Source organism: Kitasatospora sp. NPDC058492 (genome assembly GCF_042720685.1).
In the GTDB taxonomy this organism is placed as follows: Bacteria; Actinomycetota; Actinomycetes; order Streptomycetales; family Streptomycetaceae; genus Kitasatospora.
Genome location: NZ_JBHXMU010000086.1, coordinates 1 through 17,108, shown reverse-complemented (window position 1 = coordinate 17,108; position 17,108 = coordinate 1). Strand labels below are relative to the sequence as shown.

General features: G+C 73.9%; 13 protein-coding genes, 1 tRNA gene, 1 pseudogene and 1 riboswitch. Of the genes and pseudogenes, 9 read left to right on the top strand and 6 right to left on the bottom strand.

The genetic code is table 11. The features are described 5' to 3' along the window. The first annotated feature begins 11 nt into the window (after positions 1-11). The gene (locus tag ACFWPI_RS35845) at positions 12-689 is read left to right on the top strand and encodes a bifunctional DNA primase/polymerase (RefSeq protein WP_063348566.1); all 678 of its coding nucleotides are present in this window, start codon (positions 12-14) and stop codon (positions 687-689) included. A 206-nt stretch (positions 690-895) separates the two neighbouring features. Here ACFWPI_RS35845 and ACFWPI_RS35840 read toward each other — a convergent pair whose 3' ends face one another. The 4 genes from ACFWPI_RS35840 to ACFWPI_RS35825 form a co-directional block, all read right to left on the bottom strand. Beyond that, positions 896-1,879: a DUF5926 family protein gene (locus tag ACFWPI_RS35840; protein ID WP_063348567.1), complete on the bottom strand. Its 984-nt coding sequence runs from the start codon at positions 1,877-1,879 to the stop codon at positions 896-898. A gap of 106 nt (positions 1,880-1,985) precedes the next feature. Further along, a complete protein-coding gene (locus ACFWPI_RS35835) occupies positions 1,986-2,423 on the bottom strand; it encodes an ATP-binding protein (RefSeq protein WP_380378468.1) in 438 nt (145 codons plus the stop codon). A gap of 410 nt (positions 2,424-2,833) precedes the next feature. Further along, a complete protein-coding gene (locus tag ACFWPI_RS35830) occupies positions 2,834-3,658 on the bottom strand; it encodes a glycerophosphodiester phosphodiesterase family protein (protein ID WP_363370665.1) in 825 nt (274 codons plus the stop codon). Between the two features lie 79 nt (positions 3,659-3,737). Continuing rightward, the gene (locus tag ACFWPI_RS35825; RefSeq protein ID WP_380378466.1) at positions 3,738-5,204 is read right to left on the bottom strand and encodes a purine-cytosine permease family protein; all 1,467 of its coding nucleotides are present in this window, start codon (positions 5,202-5,204) and stop codon (positions 3,738-3,740) included. Then, positions 5,197-5,344, bottom strand: a riboswitch (TPP riboswitch). It overlaps the preceding gene by 8 nt. A 315-nt stretch (positions 5,345-5,659) precedes the next feature. Between ACFWPI_RS35825 and ACFWPI_RS35820 the strand changes: the two genes are divergently transcribed. The 6 genes from ACFWPI_RS35820 (at position 5,660) to ACFWPI_RS35795 (ending at position 12,087) form a co-directional block, all read left to right on the top strand. Next, positions 5,660-7,483 carry a S1C family serine protease gene (locus ACFWPI_RS35820; protein ID WP_380378465.1) on the top strand — a complete coding sequence of 608 codons (1,824 nt, stop codon included), beginning with the start codon at positions 5,660-5,662 and terminating at the stop codon, positions 7,481-7,483. A gap of 63 nt (positions 7,484-7,546) precedes the next feature. Next, positions 7,547-7,634 (top strand) — tRNA-Ser (locus tag ACFWPI_RS35815). Between the two features lie 118 nt (positions 7,635-7,752). Continuing rightward, on the top strand, positions 7,753-8,580 hold the full coding sequence (locus ACFWPI_RS35810; protein WP_380378463.1) for a MerR family transcriptional regulator: 828 nt from the start codon (positions 7,753-7,755) through the stop codon (positions 8,578-8,580). A gap of 112 nt (positions 8,581-8,692) precedes the next feature. Further along, positions 8,693-10,057, top strand: coding sequence for an FAD-binding oxidoreductase (locus tag ACFWPI_RS35805; protein WP_380378461.1), 1,365 nt, complete (start codon positions 8,693-8,695; stop codon positions 10,055-10,057). Positions 10,058-10,481: 424 nt separating this feature from the next. Further along, the gene (locus tag ACFWPI_RS35800) at positions 10,482-10,811 is read left to right on the top strand and encodes a hypothetical protein (protein ID WP_363370655.1); all 330 of its coding nucleotides are present in this window, start codon (positions 10,482-10,484) and stop codon (positions 10,809-10,811) included. Between the two features lie 490 nt (positions 10,812-11,301). Continuing rightward, the gene (locus ACFWPI_RS35795) at positions 11,302-12,087 is read left to right on the top strand and encodes a pyridoxal 5'-phosphate synthase (protein ID WP_244293416.1); all 786 of its coding nucleotides are present in this window, start codon (positions 11,302-11,304) and stop codon (positions 12,085-12,087) included. A gap of 52 nt (positions 12,088-12,139) precedes the next feature. On the opposite strand, the gene ACFWPI_RS35790 is transcribed toward ACFWPI_RS35795, so the two are convergent. Next, positions 12,140-13,204, bottom strand: a complete 1,065-nt coding sequence (locus ACFWPI_RS35790; protein WP_371517968.1) for a DMT family transporter — start codon at positions 13,202-13,204, stop codon at positions 12,140-12,142. A 152-nt stretch (positions 13,205-13,356) separates the two neighbouring features. Between ACFWPI_RS35790 and ACFWPI_RS35785 the strand changes: the two genes are divergently transcribed. After that, positions 13,357-14,214 carry a glycoside hydrolase domain-containing protein gene (locus ACFWPI_RS35785; protein WP_363370649.1) on the top strand — a complete coding sequence of 286 codons (858 nt, stop codon included), beginning with the start codon at positions 13,357-13,359 and terminating at the stop codon, positions 14,212-14,214. A 147-nt stretch (positions 14,215-14,361) separates the two neighbouring features. Next, positions 14,362-16,023 carry a long-chain fatty acid--CoA ligase gene (locus ACFWPI_RS35780; protein WP_380378458.1) on the top strand — a complete coding sequence of 554 codons (1,662 nt, stop codon included), beginning with the start codon at positions 14,362-14,364 and terminating at the stop codon, positions 16,021-16,023. A 105-nt stretch (positions 16,024-16,128) separates the two neighbouring features. Here ACFWPI_RS35780 and ACFWPI_RS35775 read toward each other — a convergent pair. Next, a pseudogene (locus ACFWPI_RS35775) lies at positions 16,129-17,108 on the bottom strand (hypothetical protein); the annotation flags it as partial.

Here is a 17,108-nt window from a genome sequence, read left to right as displayed (position 1 = left end):
GAACGAGCGCCATGCGTGAGAACCCGAAAGATCCGTGTCCGCCCGCCACTCCCCACCACCCCGTCCAGGACGACGTCGCACGTCAGCGCCCTGCCCGGCTCGCCGCGGCCCTGACGGCCGCCGTCGACCACCGCTGGCCCGTGGTGCCGGGGGCCGTTCTGCGCGGCGGCCAGTGCTCCTGCGGCGACCAGGACTGCACCGTGCCGGGCGCGCACCCGCACGACCCGTCGCTGCTGGCCGCCACCACGGACGCCCGGATGGTGCGCTGGTGGTGGGAGCGGCAGAGCCCGGACGCTCCGGTGCTGGCCGCCACCGGTTCGGTGGTCTCGGCGGTCAGCCTGCCGGCGGCGGCCGGCGCCCGGGCGCTGGTCTACCTGGGCGCGCTGCGGCTGCCGCTCGGTCCGGTGCTGGCGATGCCGGGCCGGTACGCGCTGCTGGTGGCCCCGTACTCGCTGGACGCGATCGGCGAGATGCTCGCTCAACTCCCTTGGGTGCCAGGCTCGTTGCGCTACCACGGGGTGGACGGCTTCCTGCCGCTGCCGCCCGGCGGGGCGGCCGGCCGGGTGCGCTGGGTGCTGGCCCCGCACCCGGACGCCGACGGCGGGGTGTGGCTGCCGCAGGTCGGGCCGCTGCTGGGCGAGTTGGTGGAGGCGACGGTCCGGTTGGACAGCGGTCGCTCGGCGTACTGATCCGCCGGTCCGTTCCCGGGCCGCTCGTCGGGGCCCTGCGGAAAACAAAAGATCCGGCCGCTGGCGACGGGGGATGCACCAGCGGCCGGACTCTTTAGACAGTAACAAGGATCCGCGCCCGCGCCAATTTCCAAGAGGCCCTGCCCGCCCGGAAATTGCGGCTTCATGGCGACAATGTGACGCGTATCACCCGGATCCCGGGCGCTTTAGTTCAAGGTGACCTGACGGTTCACCAGGTTCGCGCGGGCGCGCCGCTCCTCGGCGGTCAACGGGGTCTCGTCGGCGAGTACCGAGGCCAGCCGCTCGGCGAACTCGGCGGCCGGCTTCTCGCAGTCGGCGGCGGTCATGGCGAGCGGGAGGTCCCAGACCGGGACGGTCAGGCCGTGCGCGCGGAACGAGCCGACCAGGCGGGTGTCCGGGCCGAGCGAGGACTGGTCGGCGGCACTCAGCCGGGCCAGCGCGTCCAGCAGCCGCTCCTCGGGCACGGTCATCACCCAGCGCAGGTGGTTCTTGTCGGGGGTGCCGCACCAGTAGGCGGCGTCGGCGCTCGCCAGCTTCTCGGTCGGGATGGCCGAGGCGTTGGCGCGCTCCAGGGAGGCGGCGACCTCGCCGGTCGCGGTCTCGGCGTCCTCCAGCCAGAACTCGAAGCCGGTGTGCACGGCGGGCGTGAACGCGGCGTTGACGTCCAGCAGGTCCTGGAGCCGGCGTCCGCCCGCCTCGGTCCGGCGGGACGGCACCGGGTTGCCCGGCTCGGTGGCCAGCGCCAGCTCCAGGGCGTCCGCGAGGTCGCGGCTGAGGTCGCCGGAGGAGGACTGGGTCTGCAGGCCGAGCAGGATGGAGCCGTCCTGGCGGCGCAGGGCCGGCCAGGCCAGCGGCAGCACGGTGGCCAGGGTCACCGACGGGACGTCGCCGGTGGCGCCTTCGGCCACCCCGGCGGCCAGCGTCAGCGGCACCGTGGCGGCGGGCACCAGCTCGCGCAGCGCGACCCAGTCGGCCTCGCCCGCCAGGCCCTCGAACGGGCGGTGCACCAGCTCCTGCACCGCGTGCGAGGCCTCCCGGCCGTGACAGGCCTTGTACCGGCGGCCCGAACCGCAGGGGCAGTTCTCGCGGGCCCCCACCACGGGGACCTCGCCCGTGACGGCGGTGGTGGACTGACGCTGCGGCGCCTTCTTGGCGGCCTTCTTGCCCATGGTGCGGCTCTCCCGGGAACGGTGGTCCTTTGCTCCGGGCAGCCTACTGACGTTCCCCCGGCGCGCGGGCACGCGCCGGGCGGACGGGTGGGGGGCGCGCGTCGGTTCAGGCGCTGCGGGCGTCACCACCGGTGCGCCGGGCGTGCCGGGCCCGGGCGGGCAGCGCCGCCCAGACCGTCACCTCGCCGGGCGCGTCGCGCACGCCCCAGTCGCTGGCCAGCTGGCCGACGATGTTCAGGCCGCGACCGCCGCGCGAGGTCAGCGAGGGGCCGGCGGGCAGCGGCCGGGTGGTCGCGCCGCCGTCGGTGACCTCCAGGGTGAGCACGCCGTCGGCGTGCAGCTGCCAGCGGACCAGCACGCCGCCGTCCGTTCCGCTCCCGTGCTCCTCGCGCTCCCGGCCGCCCGTGGCGGGGTGCGTCCCGGAGGGGACGCCGACCAGCAGCTGGTCCACCACCTCGGCCCGCGCGCCGCGCCCCAGGGCCCGCAGCGGGCCGAGCGGACGGGCGTACCGACAGGCGTTGCTCAGCAGTTCGGAAAGGATCAATACGGCATCATCAATGACCGGCTCCGGTATCTGCCGGTCGCCGAGATCTCGACGCAGTCGGCGCCGTGCGACCCCGACACTCGCCGGGCCGTGCGGCACTGCCATGGTCGATGAAGTCGGCACTTCACGCGCCACCATCAACGCCACCCCCGGACCTCCTTCAGCGTATGCCGAGGGAGAGATGCCCCTTGGTAATGCGTCGGAAACGACCGCCGGACGATCCCGCGAGGACATTTCAAGCGATTGCGACCGAGGGTGGACCTGAGGTCATTCCGTGCTCACCCTGCGTCGCCCCGGTGCATGAATTCCGGCAATAACGGGCCCGGAAGGTTTGACTGCCGACCAGAACGATCAGGTTGTGTCCGGGCTTTGCGGGTGGATTTGCGGGCGGCCCGCCGCCCGACGGCGGATCACCGCCCGAGCTGCGCCAGGACCTCGGCGGGCCGGTTGGTGATGATCGCGGACACCCCGAGCTCCAGGCACAGTTCCACGTCGGCCGGTTCGTCCACGGTCCACACGTGCACCTCGTGCCCCAGCTCGCGCAGCCGCGTCACCAGCTGCGGGCGGGCCCGCACCAGGTCGATGCCCGGCCCGGCGATCCGCGCCCCGCCCGGCAGCGGGGAGCCCGGGCGCAGCCGGCCGAGCAGCGGCAGGGTCCGTTCGAACAGGAACACCCGCCGGTACTCCGGCGCCGAGGCCGCCACCCGGTCCAGCCCCACCGAGGAGAAGCTCATGATCCGGGCCGCTGGGCGCTCGCCCTCCCGGCTCGCGCCGATCTTGAAGCGTTCGAGCGTCCGCAGCAGCTCGGCCTCCACCCGGCCGCGGTAGCGCACCGGGTGCTTGGTCTCGATCGCCAGGTCCACCGGGCGGCCGCAGTCCACCACCAGCTCCAGCAGCCGCTCCAGCCGCAGCACGCCGCGCAGTTCGGGGTCGGTGCTGGGGCGGCCGGTCTTCCAGGCGCCGAAGTCGTACGCCTCCAGCTCGGCCAGCGTCATCGCCGAGACGGTGCCCTGGCCGTTGGAGACCCGGCCGATCCGGCGGTCGTGCACGCAGACCAGCTCGCCGTCGGCGGTCAGCCGGACGTCGCACTCGACCGCGTCCGCGCCCTCGTCGAGCGCGCGCCGGTACGCCGCCAGGGTGTGCTCGGGCAGGGCGTGCGAGGAACCGCGGTGGGCGATCACCTGGACGGGCGGCGTGGTGCGCGCCGCCGTCGAGGACGGGTCTGTGCTGGTCACGGGCCCCACGATAGGCGGCGGAAGTGACGCGCAGGCGAAGACGGCCCCAATCCGCGGGGCCGTCTTCGGTGCCGGTCGGTCAGCTCCGCGCCGCCCTGCGGGTCAGCGGGGTGAGCGCCCAGGTGACCAGGGCCGGCACCAGGAAGGCGAACAGCGAGGCCGACGTCCACTCCTGCGGGGTGAAGTCCAGGGCGTCCTGGGCGGAGGTCCAGAAGTCCGTCCACCAGCCGGCCACCGCGGTCGGCGCGATGAACTGGTAGACCGCGAAGCCCAGCACCCACGGCAGCAGCATCAGGCGGCGCGAGGGCGCGTCGGCGGAGAGGTTCCAGCCGTACCGGCCGGCGCCGAAGAAGTAGTCCACCGCCAGCACCGCCAGCAGCGGCACGAAGACCGAGCCGATCAGGCCGAGGAAGTTGGTGTAGGTGTCGGTGAACTTGTCGATCTGCAGGGCCAGCACGGTGATCAGCAGGCCGATCCCGCCGGTCAGCACCCGGCGGTCCACCTTCGGCAGCAGGTTCTGCACCGACATCGCGGTCGAGTACACGTTGGCGAAGGACTGGTCCGTCTCGCGCAGCACCAGCACCAGCAGGAACAGCCAGCCGGCCCAGACGCCGAGGAAGGAGTCGAAGATCCTGTTCGGGTCGCCGTCGGACTGCAGCAGGGCCATCAGGCCGAGCACGTAGCACCAGACCTGGGCGATCGTGTAGCCGGAGAAGCTGCCCCAGAACGCCGAGCGCGCGGTGCGCGAGTGCCGGGTGTAGTCGGCGGCCAGCGGGACGAAGGAGATCGACACCGCGATCATCGCGTCGGTGGCGCCCAGGAAGCCGTGCCAGTTGCCGGCGCCCGGGTCGGGCACCCCCTGGCGGCCCAACTGGACGGTGAAGTACACCATCGCGACGGCGACCGCACCGGCCACGAAGCGGCGCAGCACCGCGATCGAGCCCAGCGGCCAGATGGTCAGCGCGGTGGTCAGCGCGCCCGCCAGGAGCACGAACAGCCAGCGGTAGCCGTCGGTGTGGGCGACGGTCTGCGCGCCCACCGCGATCGTGAGCAGCTCGAACACGCCCCAGCCGACGCACTGGACGATGTTCAGCACCGTCGGGACGTACGACAGCCGGGTGCCGAACAGCCCGCGCAGGTTCGCCATCGCGGGCGCACCGGTACGGGCCCCGATCAGCGCGGCCACGCCGAGCATCGCGGTGCCGACCACGGTGCCGGCCACGATCGCGGTCACCGCGGCGGCCAGCGACAGCTCGCTGCCCTTGGCGCCGAGCACGGTCGCGGCGGTGGAGAAGCCGATCAGGCTGACGCCCAGGTTCATCCAGAGCGCGAAGTGGTCCCGGAAGCGCAGCGTGCGCGGCGGCTCGGTGTCCAGTACGAGCGGTGCCTCGGCACGCTCCGGGCGGTCCAGGACGGCGGTCGCCGTGTCGGTGGGGCCCGGGCGACCGCTGTCACCGCTGTCACCGTCGTGAGCGGTCGGGGACGGTTCGGGGAAACCCTTGGACGCGGGCGCGCCCGAAGAAGAGGATGGCGAAGCAGGCGACATGGCCGATACTCCCTACGCCGGCATTACCCGGACAGGTTCCGGCGGTCTGCGCCCCCTCGACGGTCCGCCCACGATCCCGTGGCGTACGGTCGACCAGCGCACTCTCAGCCTGGTCGGTCCAAGCTCCCGCGTGTCAGTTGTGAGCGACAGGCTAACCGGCCCGGGGGTGAACGCCAAGGCCACGGGGTGTGCGGCCCGCATCGCGGGACGTCCGGCGGAGGTGGGGGAGCCTCCGGTCGTCGGCCTGGTCGCCGGTTCGGCCGTCGAGTTGCTCGTCGGCTCGGTCGTCGGCTTGGTGATCGGCTCGGTCGTCGGCGCAGGACAGCCTGGTCGGCGGCCCGGCTGTCGGCGGCGGCTAAGGATTCTTATGAGTTATTCAGAGGGGTCCTTACGGCAATCGAATCGGCAGTACGAAAAACTATGGTCCTTGGTTCTGTCAGCTATGGAGGTCGTTCGTGAGCACCGAGCGCGAGGTTGGGCCCACCGGGCCGCAGGGGGAGCAGCCCTCGGGCGGCCAGGCGGCGGCTGTTCCCGCTTCCGACGGCCACGCCTCGGGCGGGCACCAGCCGACACTGGCCTTCGGCCGGGTCCCCGAGCCCGCGGCCGCGCCGGCCGCCGAGGCCGCACCGGCTGAGGCCGCGCCGACCGAAGGCGCGCCGACCGATGGTGTTCCGGCCGAGGGCGGGTACCAGCCCACCGTGGCCTTCACCAAGGTCCCCGCGCCGGAGGCGGCCCCGCAGGCCCCGGCCGCGCCGGTCGCCGACGCGCCGACCGCCCCGGTCGACGCCGCCACCGGCTACATCGACGCGCCGCCGCCCGTCCTGCCGCCCGCCCCGCCGGTCCCGGCCGCGCCGGCGGTACCCGTCGCACCTGTCGCACCCGTCGCCGAGAGCCCGGCCCTGCCGCCGGGTGCCAACCCGTACGCCACCCCGGCCCACGGCGTCCCCGCCGCCGGCCCGCACGACCCGTACGGCACCCCGGCCGCACCCGGCGCGCCCGCCGCGCACCCCGCGCCCGGCCACCACCCGTTCGGCGCCGGCCAGCCGCTCGGCGGCTGGGGCGCCGCCCACGACGCCGGCGGCGGCGCGGGCTACCCGGGCGGCCCGGCCGGACCGCTCGGCTACCCGGCCGACTACCCCGGCGGCCCCGGCGGCCCGCGCAAGAAGCGCGGCGGCCTGGTCGCCCTGATCGCAGCCGTCGCGCTGGTCGCCGGCGTGGCCGGCGGGGCGCTCGGCGTGACCGTCGCGGACCGCAACGACCGCACCAACAGCGCCGACGACCACCGCAGCACCACCGTCCAGGCCAGCAACACCCAGAAGAACGAGCCCGCCCCCGGCTCGATCGCCGGCATCGCGCAGAAGGCGCTGCCCAGCGTCGTCACCATCAAGGCGCAGGGCAACGGCGAGTCGGGCACCGGCACCGGCTTCGTCTTCGACACCGAGGGCCACATCCTCACCAACAACCACGTGGTCGCGCCGACCCTCAACGGCGGCAAACTGACCGTCAAGTTCGCCGACGGCACGTCCTACAACGCGTCCGTGCTGGGCCACGCCGAGGGCTACGACGTCGCCGTGGTCAAGATCGACAACCCGCCGAAGAGCAAGCTGGCCCCGCTTCCGCTGGCCGACTCCGACAAGGTCAACGTCGGTGACGCCACCGTCGCGATCGGTGCGCCGTACGGCCTGGAGTCCACCGTCACCAGCGGCATCGTCAGCGCCAAGGACCGCCCGGTCGCCTCCGGCGACGAGACCGGCGGCCAGTCCTCCTACATGAACGCCCTGCAGACCGACGCCTCGATCAACCCCGGCAACTCCGGCGGCCCGCTGCTCGACTCCAGCGGCTCGGTGATCGGCATCAACTCGGCGATCCAGTCCAACGCCTCCGCCAACGGCCGGGCCGGCAGCATCGGCCTCGGCTTCGCCATTCCGATCAACCAGGCCAAGTGGGTCGCCGACACCCTGATCAAGACCGGCAAGCCGGTCTACGCCAAGCTCGACGTGCTGCGCAACGACGACTACAAGGGCGACGGCGCGCAGATCCAGACCCGCGACATCCAGGGCCAGCCGGCCGTCACCCCCGGAGGCGCCGCCGACAAGGCCGGTCTCAAGCCGGGCGACGTCATCACCAAGCTCGGCGGAGTCCCGATCGACAACGGCCCCGCCCTGGTCAGCCGGATCTGGACGCACAAGCCCGGCGAGACCGTCGACGTCGAGTACACCCGCAACGGCCAGCAGTTCAACACCAAGGTCACCCTCGGCCAGCGGGACGGCGACAGCTGACCCCCACCCGCACGAAACGGTGTGCACCGAACCCCGCCGGACCCGTTAGGCTGACCTCCGCCTGGAGAGCTGCCCGAGCGGCCTAAGGGAACAGTCTTGAAAACTGTCGTGCGGTGACCCCGTACCGTGGGTTCGAATCCCACGCTCTCCGCTGGTTGGAGAACCACCTGCTCAGGGCGGGTGCCGAGATCACTCGGCACCCGCCTTTCGCGTTTGCGGCCGGCGGGGGTTGACCCTGACACGGTGGCAGGGGGTGGAGTGGGGGCACCATGTTGAACATCGGAGACTTCGCCAGCCACGGCCGGGTGTCGGTGCGGATGCTGCGCCACTACGACGCGATCGGGCTGCTGCGGCCCGCCAGGGTGGACCCGGTCAGCGGGTACCGGTCCTACGAGGCATCCCAACTCGCCCGGCTCAACCGGGTGATCGCGCTCAAGGAGCTCGGCTTCACGCTGCAGCAGGTGCGGGCCGTCCTGGACGAGCAGGTGGACGCGGCCGAACTGCGCGGGATGCTGCGGCTGCGCCGGGCCCAACTCGCCGAGGCGATCGCCGCGGACGAGCAGCGGCTGACCAGGGTGGAGGCGAGGCTCCGGACGATCGAGAGCGAGGGGAGCATGTCCGCACACGACGTCGTGCTGAAGCGGGTGCCGTCCGTCCGGGTGGCCGAACTGACCGCGGTGGCCGCGAGTTACGAGCCGGAGGACATCGGGCCGGTGATCGGCCCGCTGTTCGCGGAGCTGTGCCGGCGGCTGGCCGAGGCCGGGATCGCCGGGGCGGGCCCGTCCGTCGCCCGGTACGAGGACGTGCCGGAGGGCGAGGGCACGGTGCTGATCCGGGTGGCCGTCCCGGTCGGGCCGGCGGTGGAGCCGGGCCGGTACGGCTTCGCGGTGCTCGACCTGCCGCCGATCGAGGAGGCGGCGACGGTCGTGCACCGCGGCTCGATGGACGAGGCGATGGGGAGCTTCCAGGAGCTGGCCCGTTTCATCGACGCGAACGGCTACCGCTCGGCCGGCTACGCCCGGGAGCTCTACCTGGAGTGCCCGGACGACCCGGCGCGGTGGGTCACGGAGTTCCAGGAGCCGGTGGTCCGCCGGTAGGCCCTGCCCGGCCGAGGCCCGTGCCCCGCAGATCCCGCCGGGGCCCACTTGCCGGGCCTTCGGCGGGCGGGCAGAGTGCGGTGGAGGCGGCGGGCGGCGAGTGGAGGCGGCGATGGGTGACCTGACGGACCGACTGGCGCAGGGCCTTCCGGCCGGGGCCGTGGTGGTGGATCCGGACGTGACCGCCGCCTACCGCCATGACATGGCCGGCTTCTGCGCCGCCGGTGCGCCCGCCGTGGTGGTGTTCCCGGAGACGGTCGAGCAGGTGCAGCACGTGCTGCGCACCGCCACCGCGCTGCGGGTGCCGGTGGTGCCGCAGGGGGCGCGGACCGGGCTGTCGGGGGCGGCGAACGCCGTGGACGGCTGCATCGTGCTGTCGATGGTGAAGTTGAACCGGATCCTGGAGCTCGACCCGGTGAACCGGATCGCGGTGGTCGAACCCGGCGTGGTGAACGCCGAACTGTCGCGAGCAGCCGAGGAGTTGGGGCTTTCGTACCCGCCGGACCCGTCCAGCTGGGAGTCCTGCACGATCGGCGGCAACATCGGCACCGGCGCGGGCGGGCTCTGCTGCGTGAAGTACGGCGTCACCAGCGAGTACGTGCTCGGCCTGGACGTGGTGCTGGCGGACGGGCGGCTGCTGTCCACCGGGCGCCGGACGGCCAAGGGCGTGGCCGGGTACGACCTGACCCGGCTGCTGGTCGGCTCGGAGGGCACGCTGGGCGTGGTGGTCCGGGCGGTGCTCGCGCTGCGGCCCGCGCCGGCGCCGCAGCTGGCGCTGGCGGCGGAGTTCCCGAGCGCGGACGCGGCGGGCGCGGCCGTCTGCGAGGTGATGGCGCGCGGCCTGACCCCGTCGCTGATGGAGCTGATGGACGCGGTCAGCGTGCGGGCGGTCAACGACCTGGGGCGGATGGGGCTGCCGGAGACGACCCGGGCGCTGCTGCTGGTGGCCTTCGACGGGCCGGACCGGGAGGCCGGGCTGGTGCGGGTGGCGGAGCTCTGCCGGGAGGCCGGGGCGACCGAGGTGGTGCCGGCCGAGGACGAGGCGGAATCGCAGCTGCTGCTGGAGGCCCGGCGACTGGCGCTGCCCGCGCTGGACCGGTTGGGCACCACGATGATCGACGACGTGGCGGTGCCGCGCTCCCGGCTGGCCGAGATGCTGAACGGTGTGGCGGCGATCGCCGAGCGGCACGCGCTGACCATCGGGGTGGTCAGCCATGCCGGGGACGGCAACACCCACCCGATCGTGATCTTCGACGGCTCGGACGAGGAGCAGGCTGCGCGGGCGCAGCGCTCCTTCGACGAGATCATGGCGCTGGGGCTGGAGCTGGGCGGCACGATCACCGGGGAGCACGGGGTGGGGCTGCTCAAGCGGGACTGGCTGGCGCGCGAGCTGGGGCCGGTCGCGCTGGACCTCCAGCGACAGCTGAAGGCGGTCTTCGATCCGCTGGGAATCATGAACCCGGGCAAGATGGTCTGATGGTATTCCCCCCTATTCCAGTACGACTTTCCGATGGTCTGGGAATGGCTAGAAAAGTCGACATGGGAGGGTAGTCGAACTTTTTGGGGGCGCGTTTCCTGATTTTCCTGCGCCGGGGTGGTGCGCCTGGTGGTTCGCGTGATGGCGAAGCGCCCTGCCTGGGGGGTCCTCCGAGAGGTCGCCGTTCGGGCAAAGTGCCAGCTCAGAGAGGTATGTCGGCGCACTGTCCGATTTTCGGTCCGTTATGCGCAGCCCGGGTGGATATCACGCTAACGGGCGAAAACTGCCCCGCCGACTAGTGCTTTGTCGATTTGTTGCGGAAGTCTGTCTCTCGGCGTCGCAGCCAGCAGGTGTTCGTCTGGCCGGCGAACTCCCGCACCCCTTGCTCGACAATTGCACGATTTACAGCTTCTTGGAGGCTCTCATGGCTCGCATCCACACCCGCCGGGTGGCCGGACTCCTGCTCGCCGCCCCGCTCGCGGCCGGCCTGCTGCTGGCCGGCGCCGGCGCTGCGGCCGCCGACAACGGTGCGGGCGCCGCCGCCGGTTCCAACGCCGGCGTGGTGTCCAACGTCGGCACGGGCAACGTCTTCGGCGGGGTCGACGGCAACTACATCTCCACCCAGCAGACCGCCACCGGCGCCGGCGCCTCGAACCAGAACAACACCCTCGCGGTGAAGGACAACGCGGGCACCATCCTGGCCGGGCAGTCCAACAAGAACATCAACGTCGTGTTCGCCCCGATCTTCCACTGATCCGATCGGGCACCACCGACGGCGGGGGCGCCGGAGGTGGGCGGCCGCGGGTGAGCTGAGCGCTCGCGGAGGGGCTCGAACCAGTCTCCGGGCGGAATTCCCGCCCGGGCGCGGATCAGAACAGCGCATGACCGGCCAGCGGAAAGGGTCGCCGTGAAGCCGGCCTCGTGGGCGGTGCCGCCATCGGCACCGCCCACGAGTGCGTCCGGAGCCGGGCGCGAACCGCACGGGCCCGCTCGTCGCCGGCTGCCAGGCGCCGCCAGCTGTCCGGCACCGCCGACATCGCCGGCTGCCCGACACCGCCGGCACCGCTCGGGACCGCCCGCCGAGGCCCGCCCGGACGCCCCGAACGCGTCCAGCGAGGGCCCGCGCCCGGAGCCGTCGGTGCTCGGCGGTACGGTTGCGCTCCGACAGCGCACCACGTGCCCGGGCCCGGGAACCACGGCCCGGCCGGGGCGGCGACCGCGGCAACCGGAAGAGAGGGCGCGCGATGGCGGCGGAGGAGGAGGGCCTGACCGGCCCGGGCGAGGCCTGGCCTGCACCGGAGCCGGATCCGCGACCCGGGCCGGACGCCCGCCGGGAGCCGGCCGAGCACCGGCCCGAGCCGAAGTCCGTGCCCGAGCTGCTGCTCGGCCGCCCGCCGATGGCCCGCCCGCTGCCGACCTTCGACGCCGAGGCCGCGCCCGCCGAGCCCGGCCCGCTGTTCGTGGACTGGCTCGCCACCGCGCTGGCCGCCGGCGTGCCGGACCCGCAGGTGGTCACCCTCTCCACGGTCGACGCGGACGGCCTGCCGGACGCCCGGGTGCTGGTGCTGCGCGACGTCGACGCGTCCGGCACCGGCTGGGTCTTCTCCGCCGCCGCCGACAGCCCCAAGGGCCGCCAGCTGGCCGACCACCCGGCCGCCGCGCTGACCGTCTACTGGCCCCAGCTGGGCCGCCAGGTGCGGGTCCGCGGCACCGTCGAGCGGGCCGCCGACCTGGTCGCCGCCGCCGAGTTCGCCACCCGCTCCCCGGATGCCCGGGTCGGCGCGCTGGTCGGGCGGCAGAGCGAGCCGATGGCCTCGCTCGCCGAGTACGACGAGGCCGTCGCCGTCGCCCGCCGCCGGCTGGAGGCCACTCCGGACGCGGTCGCGGCCGGGCACGCGGTCTACACCCTGTGGGCGCACGAGGTGGAGTACTGGCAGGGCGACGCGCAGCGCCGGCACGTCCGGCTGCGCTACACCCGCACCGGCCCGGTCCGGACCCCGGAGTGGTCGCGCACCCTGCTGTGGCCGTAGCGGTCTGACGGCCCAAGGGCCCGGCCTGGCCGGGCCCCGTCGTCGTGCGGCCCTACCGCCGCCCGGTCAGCGTGGCTCCCACGCTGGCCGCCACCACACAGCCGATCCCGGCCAGCTGCGGCACGCCCAGCAGCTGGCCGAGCACCACCAGGCCGACCAGCGCGCTGACCGCCGGCTCCAGACTGACCAGCACGCTGAACACCCGCTGCGGCATCCGCCGCAGCGCGGTCATCTCCAGTGCGTACGGGATCACCGGCAGCAGCAGCGACACCCCGGCCACCGCGGCCAGCAGTCCCAGCGGCGAGGCGCCGGGCGCGGTCAGCCCGTCCCAGGCCTGGCCGAGCCCGAACGGCGCCAGGGCGAGCGCGCCGACCGTCATCGACACCGCCAGGCCCTGGAAGCCCTGGAAGGCGGCGCCGACCTTGTCGGTGAACAGGATGTACGCGGCGTAGCAGGCGGCGGCCCCGAAGGCGTAGAGCAGGCCGACCGGGTCGAGCCCGCCCCCGTCGCCGCCCTCGCCGAGCAGGGTCAGCAGGACGACGCCGCCGGCGGCGAGCAGCGCCCAGAGCAGGTGGCTGGCGCGCCGGGCGAAGACCAGGGCGACCGCGAGCGGGCCGAGGAACTCGATGGTCGCGGCGGTGCCCATCGGCAGCCGGTCGATCGCCCCGGCGAACAGGAAGGTCATCCCGGCCGAGGCCACGCCCAGCAGGGCCGCCGCGGCGAGGTCGCGCGGGCGCTTGTCGCGCAACCGGGGCCGGGTGACGGCGAGCAGGATGACCGCCGCGAAGCCCAGCCGCAGGAAGGTGGTGCCGCTGACCCCGAGCGGGCCGAACAGTGGCTTGGACAGGGCGATCCCGGTCTGCACCAGGAACATCGCGGTCAGACAGAGAAGCGGCGCCGGGATCCTCTCCGGGCGCCGCAGGACCTTCGGGAGTCGGCCGGTGGGCCGGCCGGGGGGCGCGTCGGGCGGTGCCGTGGAGCCGGGTGCCCCGCCTCGTCGCCAGCTGCCCCGCTCGCCGGCGGGCTCGCCCTGGGGGGCGGGCGGCATGGCAAGCGCCTCGGCGACGGCGGCAGCCGGCATCGGGGCGGTGGTTTCGCTGGGATGGGAGCTGGGCATATGGGCGAGTTTGCCGTAAGGAGTGATGAACGGGCAAGCTCGTTACAACTATCGGGACGGATGTGGACGGGTGCGGCCGAAAGGGTGGGCTCGCCCGGTGCGCCCGGCGTGGTTGCCGCATTCGTCCGATGGTCCGTCAGTAGCAAGGGCGGGTGCGCTATCTCCGCCCCGCGGCCCTGCTCGCCGCCTCCCTCGTGCTCCTGCTGGCCACCGACGGGACGGGCGTGAGCGCCGGGGCCGCCGCCCTCCCCCGCATCCGGGCCCTCACCCTGCCCGACCGGTTCGGCCCGCCCAGGATCCACGACGACTTCACCGGCCCCGCCTTCGACGCCTGCACCGCGCCGCCCCTCGACACCCTGCGGGCCTGGCACGGGGTCTCCCCGTACGGCGCGCTCGGCATCTACGTCAGCGGCGCCCAGCGCGGCTGCGGTCAGCCCCGGCTCACCGCCGAGTGGGTGCGCCAGGCCCGCGCACTGGGCTGGCGCTTCCTGCCGGCCCACGTCGGGCTCCAGGCGCCGTGCAGCGAACTCGCCCGCAAGCCGCGCCGGATCGACCCCGCCCACGCGGTCGAGCAGGGCCGGGACGAGGCCACCGAAGCCGTCCACGCGATGGGCTCGCTCGGATTCGGCAAGGGCGGCCCGGTCTACCTCGACATCGAGGCCTACCCGATGCACGACCCCGCCTGCGGCCAGGCCGTGGTCGACTTCGCCGTCGGCTGGACCCAGGCCCTGCACGCCGCCGGCTACCGCTCCGGCTTCTACTCCAGCCTCGACTCCGGCATCGCCGACCTGGCCGCCGCCGCCCGGGCCGGCAGCTTCCCGCTGCCCGACGCCCTCTGGTACGCCCGCTGGGACGACCGGGCCGACACCGCCGATTCCGGCGCCCTCGGCTCCGACCTCTGGGGCGACCACCAGCGCGTCCACCAGTACCGCGGCAACGTCGAGGAGACCTACGGCGGCGCCGCCCTCACGATCGACCGCAACCACGTCGACGGCCCGACCGCCGGCTGACGCGTCGCCGATCCGTGATCCGGGCAACGGGGCCGGGATACTGACAGCGGGTGGGGCGGGGCGGCACAATCGGGCACGTCCGCGCGCATTACCGCCCGGTAGGTGCCGCAGGCGCAGCCGCCAGTGCCGCCAGGTCAAGGAGGACCCGTGTTCAGCACGATGCAGGACGTCCCGCTCACCGTCGCCCGGATTCTGGAGCACGGGTCCACCATCCACGGCCGGTCCACCGTCACCACCTGGGACGGCACCGGGCCGGTCGTGCGGACGTACGCCGAGGTGGGGGCGCGGGCCGCGCAGCTCGCCCACGCGCTCCGCGACGAACTGGGGGTGACCGGGGACGACCGGGTCGCGACCTTTATGTGGAACAACTCGGTCCACTTGGAGGCGTACCTCGCCGTCCCCGCGATGGGGTCCGTGCTGCACACGCTCAACCTGCGGCTGCCCGCCCACCAGCTGTCGTTCATCGTCAACCACGCCGCCGACCACACGGTGATCGTGGACGGCAGCGTGCTCCCGCTGCTCGCCGCCGTCCTGCCGGACCTCGCCCCGACGCTCCGGCACATCGTGGTGAACGGCCCCGCCGACCGCTCGCTGCTGGCCGGCTTCCCGGGCACCGTGCACGACTACGAGGAGCTGATCGCCGGCCGGCCCACCGCCTACCCGTGGCGCAGCGACCTCGACGAGCGCGAGGCCGCCGTGCTCTGCTACACCTCCGGCACCACCGGGGACCCGAAGGGCGTGCTCTACAGCCACCGCTCGGTGTACCTGCACTGCCTCCAGGTCAACACCGGCGACAACTTCGCCTTCACCCCGCGCGACACCGCGCTGCCGGTGGTCCCGATGTTCCACGTGAACGCCTGGGGCATCCCGCACGCCGCCTTCATGTCCGGTGCCAACCTGCTCATGCCGGATCGTTTCCTCCAGCCCAAGCCGATGGCCGAGATGATCGCCGCCGTCCGGCCCACCGTCGGCGCCGCCGTCCCGACCATCTGGAGCGGCCTGCTGGACGAGCTCGACGCGGGCGACTACGACACCTCCAGCCTGCGCATGGTGGTCATCGGCGGCAGCGCCTGCCCGCCCTCGCTGATGAAGGGCTTCGAGGAGCGCCACGGCATCCGCGTGCTGCACGCCTGGGGCATGACCGAGACCTCGCCGCTCGGCTCCTTCGCCCAGCCGCCCGGCGGCCTCACCCCGGAGGAGGAGTGGCCCTACCGCGTCACCCAGGGCATCTTCCCGGCCTCCGTCGAGGCCCGGCTGGTCGGCCCGGCCGGTGAGCGGATGCCGCACGACGGCGTCGCGGCGGGCGAGCTGGAGGTGCGCGGCCCGTGGATCGCCGGGGCCTACTACGGCGGTGCCGGGCAGGACCCGGTCCGGCCGGACGACAAGTTCTCCGAGGACGGCTGGCTGCGCACCGGCGACGTCGGCACCATCACCGCCGACGGCTACCTGACCCTCACCGACCGGGCCAAGGACGTGATCAAGTCCGGCGGCGAGTGGATCTCCTCGGTCGAACTGGAGAACCAGTTGATGGCCCACCCCGAGGTGGCCGAGGCCGCCGTGGTCGCCGTCCCGGACGAGAAGTGGGGCGAGCGCCCGCTGGCCACGGTCGTGCTGCGCCCGGGTGCCACGGCCGGGCTGAGCGAGCTGCGGGCCTTCCTGGCCGGGCGGATCGCCTCCTGGCAGCTGCCGGAGCGCTGGTCGATCGTCGAGTCGGTGCCGAAGACCTCGGTCGGCAAGTTCGACAAGAAGGTGATCCGCGCCAGCTACGCGGCGGACGAACTGGACGTGACGGTGCTCGGCAAGGAGTAGCCGCCCGCCCGACCGCCGAGGGCCGGCCACCCCCGTTCCAGCGGGGTGGCCGGCCCTCGGCGCGTGCCTGGTGGATCTCGCCGGACCTTCGGCGTCAGGGCGCGGTCAGCCCGCCGCGGCGACGCCCGCCTCGCCCATCGCGCCGATCCGCCCGAGCAGGTCGACGATCCGGGACTGGACGTCGGCGCTGGTCGAGCGCTCGGCGAGGAACAGCACCGTCTCGCCGGTGCGCAGCCGGGGCAGTTCGCGCGGGTCGAGGTCCACCGAGGTGTAGACCACCAGCGGGGTGCGGTGCAGCCGGTCGTTGGCGCGCAGCCAGTCCAGCAGGCCGACCCGGCGGCGGCGGATCTGGAGCAGGTCCATCACCACCAGGTTGGGCTGCACGCTGCTGGCCCGGGCGACGGCGTCGTTCTCGTCCACCGCGTGCTCGACGTGCATGCCGCGCCGCTCCAGGCTGCTGATCATGGCGGCGGCGATGTCCGGGTCGCCCTCGACCAGCAGGACGCGCGGGGCGTGGTGCTCGCCGTCGCGCGGCGCGAGGGCGCGCAGCAGCACGGCCGGGTCGGCGCCGTACGCGGCGTCCCGGGTGGCCTGGCCGAGACCGGCGGTGACCAGCACCGGGACGCGGCTGTTGAGCGCGGCGGTGCGCAGCGACTGCAGCGCGGTGCGGGTGATCGGGCTGGTCAGCGGGTCGACGAAGAGCGCCGCGGGGAAGCCGGCGACCTGGGCGTCCACCTCCTCGCGGGAGCGGACGATCACCGGGCGGTAGCCGCGTTCCTGAAGGGCCTGCCGGGTGGCCGGATCGGGCTCGGGCCAGACCAGCAGCCGACGGGCGCTGCCGCCCTCCCCGTTCGAGCCGTTCGAGCCGTTCGGGCTGGCCATGGTCGGCGGCTGCTCGTCGGTCCGGTCGCCGGCGGCGGCGGGCAGTTCGGCCATCGGGCGCGGGGCGGTCCTGGTCTCGGCCGGGACGGGCGGTTGCGGTCCGGCGGCGGGCGTCGGCGAACCGCCGAGCGGGCGCGGCGGCGCGAGCTCGGCGAGGCCGGTGCCGACCGGGCGCGGGCCGGACGGGCCCTCGGCGGCGGGCC

Excerpts from the sequence above, each read along its gene's own strand:
- ACFWPI_RS35840 (WP_063348567.1), bottom strand. The coding sequence starts at position 1,879 with ATGGGCAAGAAGGCCGCCAAGAAGGCGCCGCAGCGTCAGTCCACCACC.
- ACFWPI_RS35810 (WP_380378463.1), top strand. The coding sequence starts at position 7,753 with ATGTTGAACATCGGAGACTTCGCCAGCCACGGCCGGGTGTCGGTGCGG.
- ACFWPI_RS35800 (WP_363370655.1), top strand. The coding sequence starts at position 10,482 with ATGGCTCGCATCCACACCCGCCGGGTGGCCGGACTCCTGCTCGCCGCC.
- ACFWPI_RS35845 (WP_063348566.1), top strand. The coding sequence starts at position 12 with ATGCGTGAGAACCCGAAAGATCCGTGTCCGCCCGCCACTCCCCACCAC.
- ACFWPI_RS35795 (WP_244293416.1), top strand. The coding sequence starts at position 11,302 with ATGGCGGCGGAGGAGGAGGGCCTGACCGGCCCGGGCGAGGCCTGGCCT.
- ACFWPI_RS35805 (WP_380378461.1), top strand. The coding sequence starts at position 8,693 with ATGGGTGACCTGACGGACCGACTGGCGCAGGGCCTTCCGGCCGGGGCC.
- ACFWPI_RS35825 (WP_380378466.1), bottom strand. The coding sequence starts at position 5,204 with ATGTCGCCTGCTTCGCCATCCTCTTCTTCGGGCGCGCCCGCGTCCAAG.
- ACFWPI_RS35790 (WP_371517968.1), bottom strand. The coding sequence starts at position 13,204 with ATGCCCAGCTCCCATCCCAGCGAAACCACCGCCCCGATGCCGGCTGCC.